This is a genomic window from Aureispira sp. CCB-QB1 (assembly GCF_000724545.1).
Classification (GTDB): Bacteria; Bacteroidota; Bacteroidia; order Chitinophagales; family Saprospiraceae; genus Aureispira.
This window is the reverse complement of the sequence record NZ_JHBV01000043.1, coordinates 261955-278279: the sequence shown is the minus strand read 5'-3', so window position 1 is coordinate 278279 and position 16325 is coordinate 261955. Positions and strand designations below refer to the sequence as shown.

The 16325-nt window shown below is 36.2% G+C and carries 13 protein-coding genes; 3 read left to right on the top strand and 10 right to left on the bottom strand.

Annotation, left to right across the window (positions count from 1 at the left end; all coding sequences use genetic code 11):
• Positions 1-52 precede the first annotated feature (52 nt).
• The 3 genes from CG11_RS24200 to CG11_RS24190 form a co-directional block, all read right to left on the bottom strand.
• Positions 53-463, bottom strand: coding sequence for a cytochrome c (locus CG11_RS24200; RefSeq protein WP_052599438.1), 411 nt, complete (start codon positions 461-463; stop codon positions 53-55).
• An 80-nt stretch (positions 464-543) separates the two neighbouring features.
• Positions 544-1182, bottom strand: a complete 639-nt coding sequence (locus CG11_RS24195) for an SCO family protein (RefSeq protein WP_052599437.1) — start codon at positions 1180-1182, stop codon at positions 544-546.
• Positions 1183-1426: 244 nt separating this feature from the next.
• The gene (locus CG11_RS24190) at positions 1427-2497 is read right to left on the bottom strand and encodes a CaiB/BaiF CoA-transferase family protein (protein ID WP_052599436.1); all 1071 of its coding nucleotides are present in this window, start codon (positions 2495-2497) and stop codon (positions 1427-1429) included.
• A 161-nt stretch (positions 2498-2658) separates the two neighbouring features.
• Here CG11_RS24190 and CG11_RS24185 point away from each other — a divergent pair, with 161 nt between their 5' ends.
• The 3 genes from CG11_RS24185 (at position 2659) to CG11_RS24175 (ending at position 4569) form a co-directional block, all read left to right on the top strand.
• A complete protein-coding gene (locus CG11_RS24185; RefSeq protein ID WP_156039883.1) occupies positions 2659-3102 on the top strand; it encodes a hypothetical protein in 444 nt (147 codons plus the stop codon).
• 109 nt (positions 3103-3211) lie between these two features.
• Positions 3212-3880, top strand: a complete 669-nt coding sequence (locus tag CG11_RS24180; RefSeq protein ID WP_052599434.1) for an ABC transporter ATP-binding protein — start codon at positions 3212-3214, stop codon at positions 3878-3880.
• An 8-nt stretch (positions 3881-3888) separates the two neighbouring features.
• Positions 3889-4569, top strand: a complete 681-nt coding sequence (locus CG11_RS24175) for an endonuclease V (protein WP_052599433.1) — start codon at positions 3889-3891, stop codon at positions 4567-4569.
• 34 nt (positions 4570-4603) lie between these two features.
• Here the strand turns inward: CG11_RS24175 and CG11_RS24170 are convergent, their stop codons facing one another.
• From CG11_RS24170 to CG11_RS24140, 7 genes are all read right to left on the bottom strand, one after another.
• Positions 4604-5152 carry a GNAT family N-acetyltransferase gene (locus tag CG11_RS24170; protein WP_052599432.1) on the bottom strand — a complete coding sequence of 183 codons (549 nt, stop codon included), beginning with the start codon at positions 5150-5152 and terminating at the stop codon, positions 4604-4606.
• Between the two features lie 70 nt (positions 5153-5222).
• Positions 5223-6065 (bottom strand): alpha/beta hydrolase, encoded by an 843-nt coding sequence (locus tag CG11_RS24165; RefSeq protein WP_052599431.1) that lies wholly within the window; start codon positions 6063-6065, stop codon positions 5223-5225.
• Positions 6066-6160: 95 nt separating this feature from the next.
• Positions 6161-8371: a S41 family peptidase gene (locus tag CG11_RS24160; protein WP_052599430.1), complete on the bottom strand. Its 2211-nt coding sequence runs from the start codon at positions 8369-8371 to the stop codon at positions 6161-6163.
• 377 nt (positions 8372-8748) lie between these two features.
• Complete coding sequence (gene corA, locus CG11_RS24155; RefSeq protein ID WP_052599429.1) at positions 8749-9816, bottom strand: magnesium/cobalt transporter CorA; 1068 nt, start codon at positions 9814-9816, stop codon at positions 8749-8751.
• A 233-nt stretch (positions 9817-10049) separates the two neighbouring features.
• On the bottom strand, positions 10050-12002 hold the full coding sequence (locus CG11_RS24150) for a hypothetical protein (RefSeq protein ID WP_156039882.1): 1953 nt from the start codon (positions 12000-12002) through the stop codon (positions 10050-10052).
• Between the two features lie 100 nt (positions 12003-12102).
• A complete protein-coding gene (locus CG11_RS24145) occupies positions 12103-13539 on the bottom strand; it encodes an OmpA family protein (protein ID WP_052599427.1) in 1437 nt (478 codons plus the stop codon).
• 60 nt (positions 13540-13599) lie between these two features.
• Positions 13600-16104: a penicillin acylase family protein gene (locus CG11_RS24140; RefSeq protein ID WP_052599426.1), complete on the bottom strand. Its 2505-nt coding sequence runs from the start codon at positions 16102-16104 to the stop codon at positions 13600-13602.
• Between the last annotated feature and the right edge of the window lie 221 nt (positions 16105-16325).

Sequence of the window (16325 nt, the reverse complement as noted above, 5' to 3'; positions counted from 1 at the left end):
CTATTGACTGAAGCATACACTTTTGTTATCTGATCTCCTATTTTTAAAGTACTTATTGGCAAGATTCTAAAACAGCTTCCACCTCATTGAGTTGTATAAATTCTCGTTTATTTCCCCAAGCATTATGGATGTAGTTAAGAATATTGGTAATCTCTACATTAGACAAGCCTTCAATGGGAGCCATCCCTGTTTCAAACTCTACCCCATTCACGATAATCTTGCCTTGCAAACCATTCTTAATAATACACGCCGCTCCTACTCCGACGCTTTGCAACATATCGGCTCCAGCAAGAGGCGGATACAATGCTTCCAAACCTGTTCCATCTGACATATGGCAATTTTCGCAATGTTTTTTATACAAGACAGCTCCTTCATTGTAGGTTTTTTCTCTAGGGTTGCCACAAGAAAACAAGAACAGAAGACCTAGCATTACTACCAAACTATATCTAATTATTTTTTGCATATTTATATTTTCTACTCACCATAGCATTTCGTTCAAAAATCTTCCATCACAGCACCAACACCAAATCGTTAAATTACGACTTACTCTTTATCCAATAATAATTGAGTATCCTTAATCAGCTGTTCCATACGCTCTGGATCAGTTCCATCATACATACCACGAATTCGGCGCTTTCTATCCAATAACACAACTGCTCCACTATGATCAAAACCTCCAGGTGCGTCATCTGATTCCAATGCCGTAATATAATAATCATAAGCAATCTTATAAATTGCCTCTTTTTCTCCTGTCAAGAGATGCCAAGTGTCCGAATTAATATCAAATTTATTGGCATACCAAGCCAATCGCCCTACCGTATCGTGTCGAGTATCAATAGAATGAGACAAGATGACAAAATCAGGTCGATCCTTGAACACCTCATATACTTTCTTCATATTCTTCTTTACTTTAGGACAAATTGTAAAACAAGACGTAAAGAAAAAATCGGCTAAATAGATCTTTCCTTCGACTGTTTTTTCGGTTACAGTACTGCTATCTTGATTCACAAATGTAAAAGGTGGTATAATATGATCCAATGAATCAATTACGGTCTTTCCATTTACCTCTTTTTCGATAGGCAATTTTACACCATAAACAGGTAATCCAGAAGGGTTGTCATTCTTGGAAGTACAACAGATACACAAAAGCGCTACCATCCATATAAAAAAAACAGGTTTCATATTTTTATAATATTAATTATTGTAATAAAATCTAGGTTCTGTATGCCTGATTAACATCAACAGCCAGCTGCTACAACGAGTTATTCTGGCACTTTCTTTGGAAACGCAAAGATAAGGAATTAAAGAAAAAATAAATTATAGAAATTCGTTTTGATCTCAAGAAATCTTATTCAGAATAATTTCAAATTACAGCACAATTCAACAGTCACTATCATTTACTCTTAATGAGTGTTTTAACTTAGTTTTAGTTAATTTTAAAGGCAGCCGTTCGTACTCTTTGTGTCAACAAACCATCCACCTCTTCTTCTAAAATCATTTTCTGAGCAGTTGGCTGTTCAAAAACTTCCTGCATATTGCGCACCTGACCAATAGGCACAAATTTCTGATGGCAACGCTCCAAAATATCCTCTGCTATCAACCCTTTGAAGGTTTGACTTAATTCTTTTGCCAAAACAACCCGATGCTTGACTCTTGCTATATTGGTTTGATAATTTTCGTTTTCCAATAAATCAGGACGATTGATGCAAGTACAGAGATTCACAAATTGACGATCAGAACCAATAGATAAAATTAAGCGTTTGGCATCTTTGGTTTCAAATAATTCACCATAAGGAGCAATATTTGGATGTAGAGATCCCATCCGTTGAGGGATATGTTTTCCCATCAGCCAATTGGTGGCTTGATTAGCCAAAGAAGCCACTGCGGCTTCCAACAAAGAGACACTAACATAAGCCCCTTGCCCTGTTTTGTAACGTTGTAACAAAGCTACTAAGATGCCTTCTTTTAACTGGTGTGCCGCCAAAACATCAATTAACGCAACGGGCATTTTGGTTGGAGGTCCATCTGCTTGTCCATTCATATACATAAAGCCTGATTCCGCTTGCAGCACTACATCAAATGCCACTCGTTCGCTCTCCTCTCCAAAACCTGAGATATTGGCATAGATCAATTCTGGTCGGATTGCTTTTAAATGTTCGTAGTCCATCCCTAATTTCTGCGCCGATTGCTTCTTATAATTCGCAACAACAACATCGGCTGTTTTGACCAATTCGTACACTGCATTTTTTCCTTCTTCTGTCGACAAGTCCAAAAACTGCACTTCTTTTTTCCAATTAATAGCACAGTAATAGGCAGAAACTGACGCTGTTTTATCTTCTGATGGTAGGCGCCAAGTTCTGGTAACGTCTCCGCCTGTTTTTTTATTTTCAATTTTAATTACATCTGCCCCTAACTCTGCAAAAAAAAGTCCCACGGCTGGTCCTGCTAACACCGACGCCAATTCTATTACTTTCAAATCTTTAAAAATGCTCTCCATTTTGTAAATTTATGTTTGTGATACAAATCCGCAGCAAAACTATGGAAAAATATACAATTCTTTATATTAGGAGTACTTAGCTGCGCTGCTATCTTATTTTTAAGGGATAAGTCTCTAAAATTTCATAAATTTGAAAAACACAAGCTTAGTATGTTATGAATATGAAAAACCACTATAAAGAAAAATTTTGGGACTATGATAATGATCAACTTAAAGATATTATCGCAGGACGTTTTAGAGAAGCCTCTGACGACGAAGTAGCTGCTGCAATAGAACTACTCCAAGAACATCAACATCAATACAACCAATCCAATCTATCTCTGGCAGAAATTCCAAATGCTTCTATGCCTGCTCTCTTGGAAATTGTTAAAAATCCGAACATTTGGGGAAGTGCTGCTGTTGAAATTGCAGAAGCTGAAATTTTGCGCCGAGAACATCAGCCCTTGGAGGAAAAAACACCTGACAATGGAAAAAAAACAATTCTACAAATCGTTTTAATGGTACTAGGTGTTATTGTTTCAGTACTTTTACTAAAATTGATTGCTGGGATTGTATTAATTTGCTTTTTCTTCTATTGTGTCATTTCTTGCTTAAATGGCTTGTAAGAACAATAAAAAAACAAATGCTTAAAACAAGTTTTGTAGTACATAAAAAATAACCTACTTTTAAGGTTTACACTGTCTACACACTATTGCTATTGACGAAAATAATTAAATGATACACGCAAAAGACATAAAAAAAACTTACGACAACCTTACCGTTCTCAAAGGGGTGGATCTTGAAATTAAAAAGGGAGAAATTGTTTCTATAGTTGGGAAATCTGGTGCTGGGAAAAGTACTTTGTTGCACATCTTGGGTACGCTTGATAGACAAGACTCTGGCGTTTTGACTATCAATGGCAAAGACATTAGCCAACTACCTGAAAAAGAACTCTCTGCATTTCGAAATCAACACATTGGCTTTGTCTTTCAATTTCATCATTTATTACCAGAATTCAATGCCTTAGAAAATGTCTGTATCCCTGCTTATATTCAGAAAAAATCTGAAAAAGAAGCAGTGGCACGTGCCACACAATTATTGTCCGACTTAGGTCTCAAGGATCGATTGCACCACAAGCCATCCCAACTTTCTGGAGGAGAACAACAACGAGTTGCTGTCGCTCGTGCTATGATGAACAACCCTGCTGTTATTTTAGCGGATGAACCTTCAGGAAATTTGGACACTGAGACCTCTCAACAATTACACGAACTTTTTTTTGATTTGCGAGATAAGCATCAACAAACATTTATTATTGTCACACACAATACTGAATTGGCAAAAATGAGTGATCGTACCTTGGTTATGAAAGATGGGGTGATTATTGACGACCAAATTAACAGCTAAATTAATTTATGGATTTAGACTTCTTACGAGATGAACAAGAATGGTTAGCCAAACAAGTCGTAATTTCAACCAATGATCGAATGTTTGACGCCTCGGATGTCTTATTTGGTGTAGATATTCAATATGTAAAAGAAGAAGCTTTTTGTGCTATTGCAGCCTATCAATTTAATGGCACTCATTTAGATACCTTTATTTTTAAAACACAAACAGGCATGGAGTATGTTTCTGGCTTTTTCTGTTTTAGAGAAGGACCTCCTGTTCTTAGAACCATCCGAAAAATCTTAGCAACTAAAAATTTAATTCCTCAACTAATCATTATTGATGGGCATGGAATTGCGCACCCTAGAAAGTTAGGTATTGCCAGCTGGATTGGAGTTAAAACCAATATACCTAGTATAGGTGTTGCTAAAAGACCGCTTCTAAAATACGATGGAGAACTGGGACTAGAACGCGGATCAACACTTCCCATCTTCCGAAAAGGGCAAGAAGTTGGCAGCGTTTTGAGAACTCAAACTGATATTAAACCTGTTTATGTTAGTCCTGGTTATAAAATGTCTTTAACACAGTCCAATCAAATTATTTTAGATTGTTCGCCTACTTATCGTATTTCAGAGCCCATACGACTTGCAGATCAGGTGGCAAGAGTATTTGCCAAAGGCAAAAAGATGCCAAATGTAACGATTCTATAACTTAAAGCTGTATAAAGTTTTTTGCTATAAAATATCAACTAGAACTGTTTTGTTTGTAAGCTTCTTTCCTTATTTTATACCAATTATAAGCTCCGCCATCCCCCTCATAATCATCTACCTTATAAAAGGTTAAGCCCAATTTTAACAAGACTTTATTAGAAGCTATGTTTTCAGGCATAGCAATACCGATGATTTGCGGAAGCTCCAAAACATCAAAGCCATAGTTGATAATCTTTTGAGAAGCTTCTGTAGCAATCCCCTTGCCCCAATATTCGGGTAAAAAACGAAACCCAATATCTGTCTCGTTCATGCTCTTTAGATATTTGAGACCGGCAAAACCAATTAGTTTATTATCTGGCTTGTAAACAACTGCCCATCTGCCATAACCATAAGTTTGATAATCGGTAAGCCAAACGTTTTGAATCAGCGCTTTTGCTGCTTCTAACGAAGCAATTAAGCCATCTCCTGTATACTTTTGTACCTCCGCATTCGAACCAAATTCGTAAACGGCTGCATCATCTTCGACTCGAAATGGTCTGATAATAAGACGACTAGTTTCTATCCCTGTAAATGCTTCTTTCATGCTTTATGTTTTGGAATGTTTGATCAGCAATTGATTGTTTTGGGGGAACTGTTCTTATTCCCCCAAAACATTACTCTTTTTCCTTTACTTTTTCAAATATACTTTCAAATGCCTTATAAACAGCTAAATGCAGTGCATCTCCATGATCCTGTGCTTCTAAAAATTCAAAAAATGTTTTTGTATTTTTTTTGTCTAAGACACTCACTTTTTTGTACAATTCCTTAGCAGTTCCTTCCATTACTTTTCCTTCTTTTCCCACGGCTATGTAAATCGACTTTGAAGTCGTATAGGTTGGTAAATTCCAAGATAGTAAAGATTGGTCATCCCACCACAAACTAGGACTAACAATAATATAATTGTCAAATAAGTTAGGTTGCTTAAATAATATTTCTGATGCCAAAAGCCCTCCTAATGATTGCCCTATCAAAGTTTTGGTATCATTAATAGCATATTCTTTTGCAATGAATGGCTGCAACTCTTTTGCTATAAAACGAATAAATTTCTCTGATCCACCCGTTGTTGGAAAATCTTTCTTGTCTTTTTCATTATTAGTAGGATAAGTAAAATCTCGTTTTCGGTCTACATTCCCAATACCAACAACTATCGTTTCAGGTAGTAAGTTAATCCACGAGAAGGAGCCAAATTGTACCAAACCTGCAATATGAATAAAATCTTCGTCAATGGAACCATCTAATAGGTAAATGACAGGATACGTTTTAGAAGATTCTTTAGAATAGCCATTGGGAAGATAGATGTTTAGCACTCGATTTTCGCCCAAGATAGCAGACTCTACTTCAAGCGTCTCTCCTATCGTAAATGCTGTTTTGCTTTTGATGTTTAATGTCTTTTGTGCAGCTAAAAAAGAGCTGCTTAGCAACAAAAGCATCCATAAGGTTAACTGGTGTAATTGCATTGTATTTTAATTTTAAATATTAAAAAATCAACAACAATATAAAACATCTTACTCTATCTCAATAATGATTATTACAACATTTTTGAATACAATAACTATTCTTTTTCAATCAACTCAATTGCCTTTTCCAACAATTCATCCTTGCCATTTCTAATTCCCTTTATGGTCGGCAGTACTTCTACATCAGGTACAATACCAATACGCTGTGTTTCTGCTCCATTGGGATAATAAACCCCTATGCCCGAAATCATTGTACTTAGCCCACCAGGTAAAAGAATTTTAGAAACATTTCCATCGGCTCCCGCTGTTGTACTCCCAACAATTGTTGTATTGTGTCCTGCTCTAAATGCCATTGCCGTGTACTCTGCCTGACTTTGAGACAACTCATTGACTAAGACGACTACTTTTCCTCCATAGAGGTCTCCAGAAGCAGGAATACTCAACGGACTAGTGTATGTAAATTCACCAGGATTATTGACATTCCCTTTTGTAAATTTCACAAAAGGGGTTGGGCTTGATACCAAATAAGACCCTAGCAAAAAAGGAACAAATGTAGATGGATAATTTCTAATATCAATAACCACCCCTTTGGTGTGTGCAAACAAATTTTTGATCGCCTCTATATCTTCAGATTGAATGGTTGCCAACGTAATATAACCAATCTCATCGCTCAGCAACTTGTAACACTTGCCTTCCTTTTTTCGATACCAAGCATAATAATTCAATGACTTAGGGTCATATAAAGTCAACATCTTGGTACTTACTTTTCCATCTTGTTCGTATTCTATTTTCACCTTTTGGTCATTAGAACGTAAAATATCTCTTGAAATATCTCTCAAACGAGTAGGTTGATTAGACGCAGGATAATAAGGTGCCTTTTCTTTAACAAGAGCTTCAACGGGTGTTCCATTTATTTTAGTAATAACGGCTCCTATATTCAGTCCTACGGATGCTTTGTGTTCTAAATTATAATAATCTACGACGACTAATTGATTCTCAATAAATCGAGTATGAATAGGAGGGTAATACTTTCCCTTCCATTCCATAATTTTATTATTGCCTCCCCAAAGATTGGCATGTGTGTCTTGAATATCGCCAATCATTTGCACAGCTGCCAACTCATATTCCAATTCATCTTGTGCCTCAATAAATTTAGGAATGTATGTTTTCAAAGCTTCATTCCAGTCTTTATCCATTAAATGCTTGTAAGGGAAGTAGTAATGAATCATATTCCAATACTTAAAAGCGGCTAATAACCGAAAGCCAGTATCGGGGTAAGGCATATTTTCATAAGCATTTTCGTGCAAAAATTTAGGATTGCCAACTCCTACTGCCATTTCCACATAATAATTTTCACCTTGGTGCCGATTCTTGTAAATCTCTTCTAATTTTTTTTGTAGTTTTTTGCCTATACTAGAGTCGTGCACCCAAGCCAAATCTGGTTTGAGCAAAGCATCCGTTTCTGTTGAAGCACAATCGTTACAAGTTTTTAGACCACCATATTTTGATAGCCATTTGAGCAGGTAACGATCCCGCATTCTATCATCGGTTATGTTCAAGTACTGCGGCAACATACGGAACAACTCAAAATCCCAATTATAATTTCCTTTGGCTACTTTAGGATGATGGTATTTCATTAACCCCCAAATACGCCCTAACAATTCTAAATTAGCAACATTTTGTTCGTTGATAACAATGGACGTTATTGCTGACCCTTTAATAAACTCTTTGTCTAAAGCAGCCGGTAAGCGTTTCCTTTTTACCTCTTTTAATGTTTGCACATCCTCGCCATCAATTGTCAATACAAAATCATCAAACCAAGCTTCCCCTTGTCCAACAAGAATGCCTGCCACAAAAATCTGTTCTCCTTCTTCTGGATAAGGCAATTCGATACTATATTTTTTCCAATCCTTTGTCCCCTTAATTCCTTGGCTTTGCATATTATCAAAAGCCAAACTCGTTCCATTTCCGTCAATTCTCAACAGCAATCCCGCAAATCCATCGGCAACATTCTTTATTTTCATAAATCCTTCTAACTTAATCTTCTTCCCTTCGTATTTGGCTGGAATATGATAAGCTATTGAACCAAAATTCAAATCGCTTTCTGTAGACACAATCTTTGCGGCATAATTACCTGAATATCCTTTTTCACTAACCCCCAACTGATAATCGCCCCATTGAAGCCATCCATCAGGCAATGGTTTATCTGTTGTTTTTTTCTCAAAATTCAAATTAAACTTAGCGCTATCTTGACCATACGCACTTAGGCAAATCAAATGGAATAGTATCCAACAAAAATTTTTCATGCTTACTTTTTTTAGGTTATAACAATCCATCAACAACTTTTTCTCTGCAATAATCAACCAATTATAAGGCTAATGATTAGGCGTAAAGTGCCACCTTAATTTATAGATGATATAATTGATAGTAGTTAGCTACGCTGCTACTTCGTGGTCGTTGATTAATATTGATTGAGGAATTGCATTATTATACATAGATAATTGAACAATTGGTTGCATCGTTGAGGGAGATGCTTGTTTTTGTAAAACAATATGGGGTCACATGATAGATATATTCCCCAAAAGCAAACAGGTTATCACTTTTTAAAAAAATTTCTTCTTTACCAATAGAATAGCTTTACACTAGAGAAATCTAAATCAATTATTTGTGCAACTAAAAACACTTAAAACCATTTTTTAAATTTAAAGTAAATCAACATTCCTACGGCTACCACAATCATAACTACCCACATGATAAAGTAACTATATCGGTATTTTAATTCAGGAATATAATCGAAGTTGGTTCCATAAATTCCTGCAATGAATGTCAGCGGAATGAAAATGACAGAAAACACGGTTAGGAATTTCATAATATCGTTTAACTTACTACTGATCGTGGTATGGTATATATTCAATTGATCCGATAAAATTTCTCGGTAACTATCGGTTAACTCTGTCGCATGATTAATATTGTCCTCCAATTCTTTAAGATGAATAACAATATCCCCTTCTCCTATTAAATCAGAATCTAGCTTATTAAATGCCAGAATCATTTCTTTAGCAGGCTTGATGTTCTTTCTTAAAAAGTTAAGTTCACGCTTGTAAGCATTAATTTTTTCAACAACAGCTTGGCTTGGGTCATTCAGCAAATACTCCTCTAAGGATTCAATTTTTTGTCCAAGTACTCCAATAATATAAATATAATTATCTATAACAATATCCAACAAAGCAAAAGCAAGATAGTCTGTTCCTCCATTTCTAATGCGTTTTTTTTGTTTCCTAATCCGATCACGCACGGGTTCAAAAACATCGCCATCCTTCTCTTGAAAAGAAATCAGCACACTAGGAGTTATAATCAAGCTCAAATTTTCAACCGTAATCATATCGGAATCTGCATCATGTTGCAACATTTTGATAGATAAAAAAATACAATTATCATGCTCTTCTACTTTAGGTCTAGCTTGTGTGTTGAGTACATCTGCCAAAATAAGGTGTTCCAAATGAAATCCAGCAGCCAATTCCTCCATAATAGATGTATTGTGCAAGCCATCTATGTTAAACCAAGTGACCGTATCCTTCTCTTGAAAAGATAAAACATCTTTTACCTCATTCACAACATTTTCAATAAGATTAACAGCATCAAAGTCTATGACACGCAAACGAACTTCACTAACTTTTGGCTTTCCTCGGAATAACAAATCGTCAGGAGCCAAGCCTATTTCTTCTTTCTTTTTTTTAATAAACCTTGCCATCTTTTTTATTTAGTCGTTTGTTGATTTATTCAATGGTTTGTAAAAAACACTCAGAGCGGTACAGCTAACTAAGTAATCGTTCAAAAAGATAACAAGTCAAACAGCCTTCTTATTTTTTCTGACCTCTTACTTAACGCACTAAAAAAGCCATCCTCAAAAATCGAGATGGCTATTCATAATTTGCTAAAGCACATAATTCTTAGCAAATTGTTCTACTATTTACAAAATAGGCACTATGCCTCTTTGGCAGCTAGTTCTTTAGCTTCTAAAACCCACTGATCAATACGGTCGGTAGAAGCCTCTACAACTTGATGCAGCAAAGCTCTATTTTCGTCCGAAAGATTCGCTAATTCTGAATAAGTATAAATACCAAAATCGTTTAATATTTCTGCTGCTGTCATTGTCAACCCTTCGATAGCCTTTAGGTTATCTTTTTTCTGTTGATCCATCAACTGCTGTACTGTATTAGAATTACTGTGTTCTTGAAGTTGTTGTTCCAAGGTTTCTATTTTTTCTTGATAAGCCAACTTCTCTTGTTCAAATTGTTTTAGCTGCTCTTCTTGAGCTTGAGCGTTTTTCTTCAATCGATTAATTACCTTAATCAATTTAGCTTGATCAGGAGTAGCCCCTCCTCCCATCTCTTCTAAAGTTTGAATTCTAGCTAACAATTCATTTTTAGAAAACTCCAAAGAACGTTTTTCTGACTTTATCTCCAACAAAACTTTGTTTAGCTTCTTATTTTCTTTGCGCACCAGTTCCAATTCGCTCATGACTTGCTCCTGAAAATTTTCATGTTGGTAGTTGATTCGCTCTTTTTCTAGTCGAGTCGATGAAAGTTCTTTGTTTACTTGAAAATAACGCTCTTTTAAATCTTCAAACGCATCATTCAAAGCATCCATTTCACCGCCAGACAAAGACAGTTCTTTTTCATAACGTTTTCGAGTCTTTTCCAGCTCCAACATCAGCTGTTTTTTATTTTCTTCTAGTTCAGCTGCTTTTTCTTTATGTTGAGACATTTCCGCCGTTGAAGCTTCTAAACGATCCACCCAAGTTTTAGCATCCTTCTCCAATTCAGAATATTTCTCAATAGTCGATTGTTTGTATTCTTTGTAGGCAACCTCTAAGTTTTGTTTTTCTTCTACCGTATTGTGATAAGCATCTTCTAAATCAGAATGTTTTTCTTGAAGAGAACTAAATCGTTCATCTAGTAATTGCTCTCTTTTTTGAATCGAACTATAATCATTTTCTAAATCTTTAAAATGCTCTTGAATCTGCGCCAACTCTTCTGCTGCTGCTTTTCGTTGCGCTTCCAGTTCAGCGGTCAATTGTTGGTGATTCGATTCTAGATTAGAATATGCCTCTGCATATTCGTTTGTATATTGTGTAGATTGTTCCAGTTGAGATTGGAGAGATTTGAGGTGACCGCTCAGTTTCTCTATTTCAGAACCTGTACTAATTTGATAACTTTCATAAGCTTTTGCCAATTCCGTTTTTTCTTGTTCAGACTCCTCATAAGAGAGATTTAGATTTTGGTACTTCTCCTGCCATTCGGTCAAACGCTCGTTGTAAGTAGTTGCTTTATCTTTTAATTCTTTATAATCCGTTTTTAGTTCTGCCATGGAAGCATTAACCACTTCCATTTCCTCGTTTGCCTCTTCCAATTCTGTCGAGAGCTTAGCATTTTCTTCTTTTAATTGAGATAAGCTTTCCTGTAATTTTTCATTGATACGATTCGACTTTGCCAATTGGAACTTCACCGTTTCATAACCATCATTTGCTTTTTTAGTTTTGATACGGAGTTCTTTGATTTCATTTTCTTTCTTGTCTTTATAATTGTCAAAATCCATCTGCAACTCCTTATGCCTGTTGTTATTTCCAGACATATCCCGTTCCAGACGTTCGTAATCCATTTTGAGACCATCTAGCGTACTTTCAGCAGCAACCAAAGCCGTATCGACATCCAGTTTACTATTATAAAGCTCATCGTATCGCTTTTTCATTTTTTCTAAATCTCGTTTTGCTTTTTCAGCAGCGGCAGCATTCTCAGCAGCATTTCCATCTCCACCAGGAGCTGAAACAGGCTTAGCAGAGGCATGATTGTTAACTGGTTGCAAGAACCACGCTAACATATATCCCATTACAGCTGCTCCAAGCATAAATCCCAAAACCATTATCCAACAAGACATATTACGTATACAATTAGTTTGGTCATTCAATATTTCTTTTAGAAGAAACTTAAAATTTTAAGATTCCATAACTTGCTCTTATGTGGTTCTAACAAGTTATTTACTTAAGCGAATCTATTTTTGGTGTATTTATCGTTCTTTTTGCGACCGAATCAACAGAGTTTTTTTTCTTTGTTTTTTTAACTAGATTCTTTTTTTTCTCTGTTTCCAAAGGTGGCAAAGCATATAGTTTAGGTTGACTTCCATCATAAGAAATAAACAAGTCTACCCTTCTATTAATTTGTTGGCCATATTTTGTATTCTCCTCTCCTAGAGGATGCGAATCCCCAGCAGTGGTTGTTTCTATACGATCTTCTAGTATACCATGCTTTTTCAAGAAGCCACGAACATACTCCGCTCTTTGGCTGCCATTAACAGCACTTTCCTCTTTTGTTTTAGATGGATTACTATGACCAACACAATAAATTTTGGCCTTTTTGTTCATACTAATATACAAAATTAAATCATTCATGTAAGCTTTTAGCTTATCATTCATGATAATTTTGTTTGTTTTTTGACCAAAATCTTTGAAACGAAAAACCTGCATTTCCTTTAGTTCTTTTTCAATTTTGGCATATTTTCGGTCATATTGTTTCGCACGTGTCGGTTGCAGCACATCCAACTCAAATCCCATTGCATTGGGTAAAAACTTATTATAAAGTGCCGAATTAAACACCGCCAATCGTTCGTCTGCTACACCTTTGATAGCAACTTGCCGAGCATCAGCCCCCAATTGCACCAATAAGCTTCGCATTTTGTTTGCTCTTGCCCATCCCAAATTTTCAAATACGGTACCATTCCCTTCGTCTGGATGATTGTATCCTGTCAATATTAGTTGACGTTGAGGATTTTCTTTTAGGTAAGCAACTAGTTGCTTTAGCACATCCTCCATAGCAGGCGGTAGGCTTAGCAAAAAGTCAACACTAGCATAATTAAAAACAAAGTTATTATCTGCCTCTATTTTGAACTTTGTTGCTATATCCTCTACCTTAAAAGGCGCCATACAAGTAAAAAGAAACTCTATAGCTCCAAAAACCATTTTATTGTCAACATCTACCAATAAATTTTTTCGCAGCCCAGCTTCTACGGCAATTTGATATGCTGGCGTTTCGGAATTGACAAATAATTGTTGCCGAATTGCTTCTGCCCGTTCTCGCCCCAATTGGGCACCACCAGATTCATTCTCTGTAAAAAGACCTCTAATCGTCACCTTTTTGATAGGATTAGATTTGACGTAACGCACCACTTCCATCAACTGTTCGCTAACTTCTTGATAAAGGATTGGTTTCGCACTATTTTCAGGAAAAAGTATCGTTTTTTGAGTTTCGAGACGAAAAGCATTTCCATCTTCAATCAACATTGTGCCTCCAAGAGCGCCATTATAACTATCTACGCTTGTACCACAACAATTCTCAGAGAACAAATAGCTTCCTGCTGCTACCCAAGCCATCAGCCCTATAGCAGTTATCAAAGCGTATAAACTATTTCTTCTTTGCATTTAATTGTATATTTTTTGACAACTATTGGTTACAACCAAAATGATACAATAGACATTATTTTATTGAAATTCTTGTGCAAAAATAATGCGCTCAGGTGCATCATCTGGTGTTTTCATAAAGAGCAATTTATAATGCTCTCCTTTAGACCATTTGTCTAACATATTTTTATAATAATAACTTCCAGGGTTTTCGGACTGTCCTCCAGGATAAATACCATATGCATTAATTTCATCTCCTAACTCCACCACCATTCTCCAAGAAGGTCCAGGGCGTTTATTCAAAGCATTTAATGTAGAACCATGACCATCTGAAGGTATATCGTCAACACTAAACGCTTTTAACGTTGATAAATGCTGAACAATAGATCCTCTTTGCTCCTTCCATTTAAGAATTGCTCCAGTACTGCTATCTCTTGGAACAGCCTTACACATTTTTTGAAAAGCTAATGTGAAGACATCGGCTATATACTCTCGTTGGTCTGTTGCTACTATATCTATTACGATATTTGCTGTATCTCGTTTCAACAAATGTAATAAATTATATTCCTCTGGCAATACAATCTCCTGCTTATCAGCCTTTTCCTTTTTCAACGCTATAATTTCATCATACACCAGATACTCCAAAGTATCGAACCACATTTCAAAAATTGTAGGTTCTATTTGATCTTTGGTGTATTTATAATCCCAATCTTTTAGTTGGTGCCAAACCTCTAACTCGTCTTTATTTAACGCCCCTTTTTGAATATGCAACTTCAACAAGTCCATAAAATCTTCGGCTTTGACACTGTAAGCATCGTACTGCAAGGCCATCATATCTTCTACCGTAATGCTATCCATTTCCGCTAAACGCCGATTCAAATAGCGTCCTCGATACTCTTCAAAATAACCATAATAGTCATAAGGATATAACGCAGGATTGACAGAATGTTGATTCGCAGAAGCAACAAAATTCTTGGCAGGATTGTATTCGTGTGGAATATCTTTTTGAGGAATAAAACCAGGCCACAACTCCTTGGAGCTTGTTCCTTGTTGCACAAAACGTCCTTGCATTTCTTTGCGTAATGGCAATTTTCCTTGTGTCCAAAGTGCTATATCTCCATTTTTAGCAGCAAACACAATATTTTGAGCAGGACAGGCAAAATGACGGATGGCATCTTTATAATCGTTGTAATTTTTACTCTTTACTAATTTCAAAAATGTAAGTGGCTCCGTAGAAGGATCGTGCAACGTCCATCTCAATACAAAATCTTGATTTCCGACACTATGCGCCACTGGACCAAAATGAGTCATATAGATGGTGTCAAAAACCGAAGGAGCATCTCGAACCTTTATTTCCTCAACAATAATACTAGATTTCTTATAAGTACTGTCAAACCAATATTCTGATTTGGTCTCGTCTTTCCATTGAATTGCATACCAATCTTTTACGTCATGGCTAACGTTGGTAACTCCCCAAGCAATATTTTCATTAAAGCCAGAGATTACTCCAGGAGCTCCAGGCAAAGAAGCCCCATAACTATTAAACTCTGGGGTACTTAATTGAATTTCAAACCAAATTGAAGGCAAGTTTAGTTTTAAATGAGGATCGTTGCAAAGGATAGGATTCCCCGAAACCGTTTTTGCACCAGATACAGCCCAGTTGTTACTTCCTATTCCTTTAGGTGAAAAAGCCCTTGTTAAGCTATCCATCCCCAATTCTCCCAAATACAAACTAATTGGATTTGTCTCATCTATTACAACAGGCTTCACATAATTCATAGAATCCAGAATAATAGGCGATTGCTCTTCAAAATACTCTGCATATAAATTATTAAATTGCTCCAAGCCAATTTCTTTTAAGACATTGGTCAACTCAAAATCATGGTCTCGCTCTGTCAACATTCGCCCCATATTTTTTAACAACAAGGCTGTTTTGAGAGGCGTCCAAGGCTCTGGCTTATAATTTTGCAGCTTATAAAACAAAGGCAAATCATCATAAGAAAGTGAGTTGATATAAGCATTGACTCCATCTGAGTAACTATTTAAGGCCTTGTATTTTTCAGGTTCTTTAGACCAAAGCTCAACAGAACGTCGAGCACCTAATGGCAATCCCAAACGACGAGTTTCAATATCTTTTTTGATCAAAATTTTGCGGAAATGTTCGGTCGTTCCCAAAATTTCTGCCAACCGACCAGCTGCGGCATGTGTTTGTAATTCCATTTGCCACAATCGCAAAGAAGCGGTCACATAACCTTGCGCAAAAGTTGCATCCTCTATGTTCGCTGCAAATATATGCGGCACCATTCTATCATCGTACTTGACCTGAACAGGCGCAGAAAGTGTTTCGTGATAAATTGTAGTTTTCAAAGCAGGTGTTTTTCCCTCTGCATTTTGCCAAAAACCATGAGAAGGACTCAATAATTTGCCTATTGGCGGAATAAATTGCTCAGTGCTTGCTACAACCATAAGGTTGCCATCTTTATCTTTAGTGCTTTTTTCTGGCTCTCCTGTTTGACGAGCAGATCCCAATGCCCAAATAAATGCTATCGTGATTGTTAAAGAAAGGAATAACTTAAGAAAACTCATATAGGTTGCTGAATTGTAGTAACAAGTAGATATCTATGAAACAAGTGTATGATTGATGGAACAAATAGGATTGTATAAAATAGAATACCATGTAGTAGTAGTTCCCTACCCAATACGAAAGAAAATTGGTGTTGATAAAAAGCTAAACAACACAAAATTCTACATCTATTTCTTTTTAAGTGTTTCTTGAATTTTATAAATCCTTAGTTCATGTCAAAATA

Excerpts from the sequence above, each read along its gene's own strand:
- CG11_RS24140 (WP_052599426.1), bottom strand. The coding sequence starts at position 16,104 with ATGAGTTTTCTTAAGTTATTCCTTTCTTTAACAATCACGATAGCATTT.
- CG11_RS24195 (WP_052599437.1), bottom strand. The coding sequence starts at position 1,182 with ATGAAACCTGTTTTTTTTATATGGATGGTAGCGCTTTTGTGTATCTGT.
- CG11_RS24185 (WP_156039883.1), top strand. The coding sequence starts at position 2,659 with ATGAAAAACCACTATAAAGAAAAATTTTGGGACTATGATAATGATCAA.
- CG11_RS24200 (WP_052599438.1), bottom strand. The coding sequence starts at position 463 with ATGCAAAAAATAATTAGATATAGTTTGGTAGTAATGCTAGGTCTTCTG.
- CG11_RS24165 (WP_052599431.1), bottom strand. The coding sequence starts at position 6,065 with ATGCAATTACACCAGTTAACCTTATGGATGCTTTTGTTGCTAAGCAGC.
- CG11_RS24170 (WP_052599432.1), bottom strand. The coding sequence starts at position 5,152 with ATGAAAGAAGCATTTACAGGGATAGAAACTAGTCGTCTTATTATCAGA.
- CG11_RS24190 (WP_052599436.1), bottom strand. The coding sequence starts at position 2,497 with ATGGAGAGCATTTTTAAAGATTTGAAAGTAATAGAATTGGCGTCGGTG.
- CG11_RS24150 (WP_156039882.1), bottom strand. The coding sequence starts at position 12,002 with ATGTCTTGTTGGATAATGGTTTTGGGATTTATGCTTGGAGCAGCTGTA.
- CG11_RS24145 (WP_052599427.1), bottom strand. The coding sequence starts at position 13,539 with ATGCAAAGAAGAAATAGTTTATACGCTTTGATAACTGCTATAGGGCTG.
- CG11_RS24180 (WP_052599434.1), top strand. The coding sequence starts at position 3,212 with ATGATACACGCAAAAGACATAAAAAAAACTTACGACAACCTTACCGTT.
- CG11_RS24175 (WP_052599433.1), top strand. The coding sequence starts at position 3,889 with ATGGATTTAGACTTCTTACGAGATGAACAAGAATGGTTAGCCAAACAA.
- corA (WP_052599429.1), bottom strand. The coding sequence starts at position 9,816 with ATGGCAAGGTTTATTAAAAAAAAGAAAGAAGAAATAGGCTTGGCTCCT.
- CG11_RS24160 (WP_052599430.1), bottom strand. The coding sequence starts at position 8,371 with ATGAAAAATTTTTGTTGGATACTATTCCATTTGATTTGCCTAAGTGCG.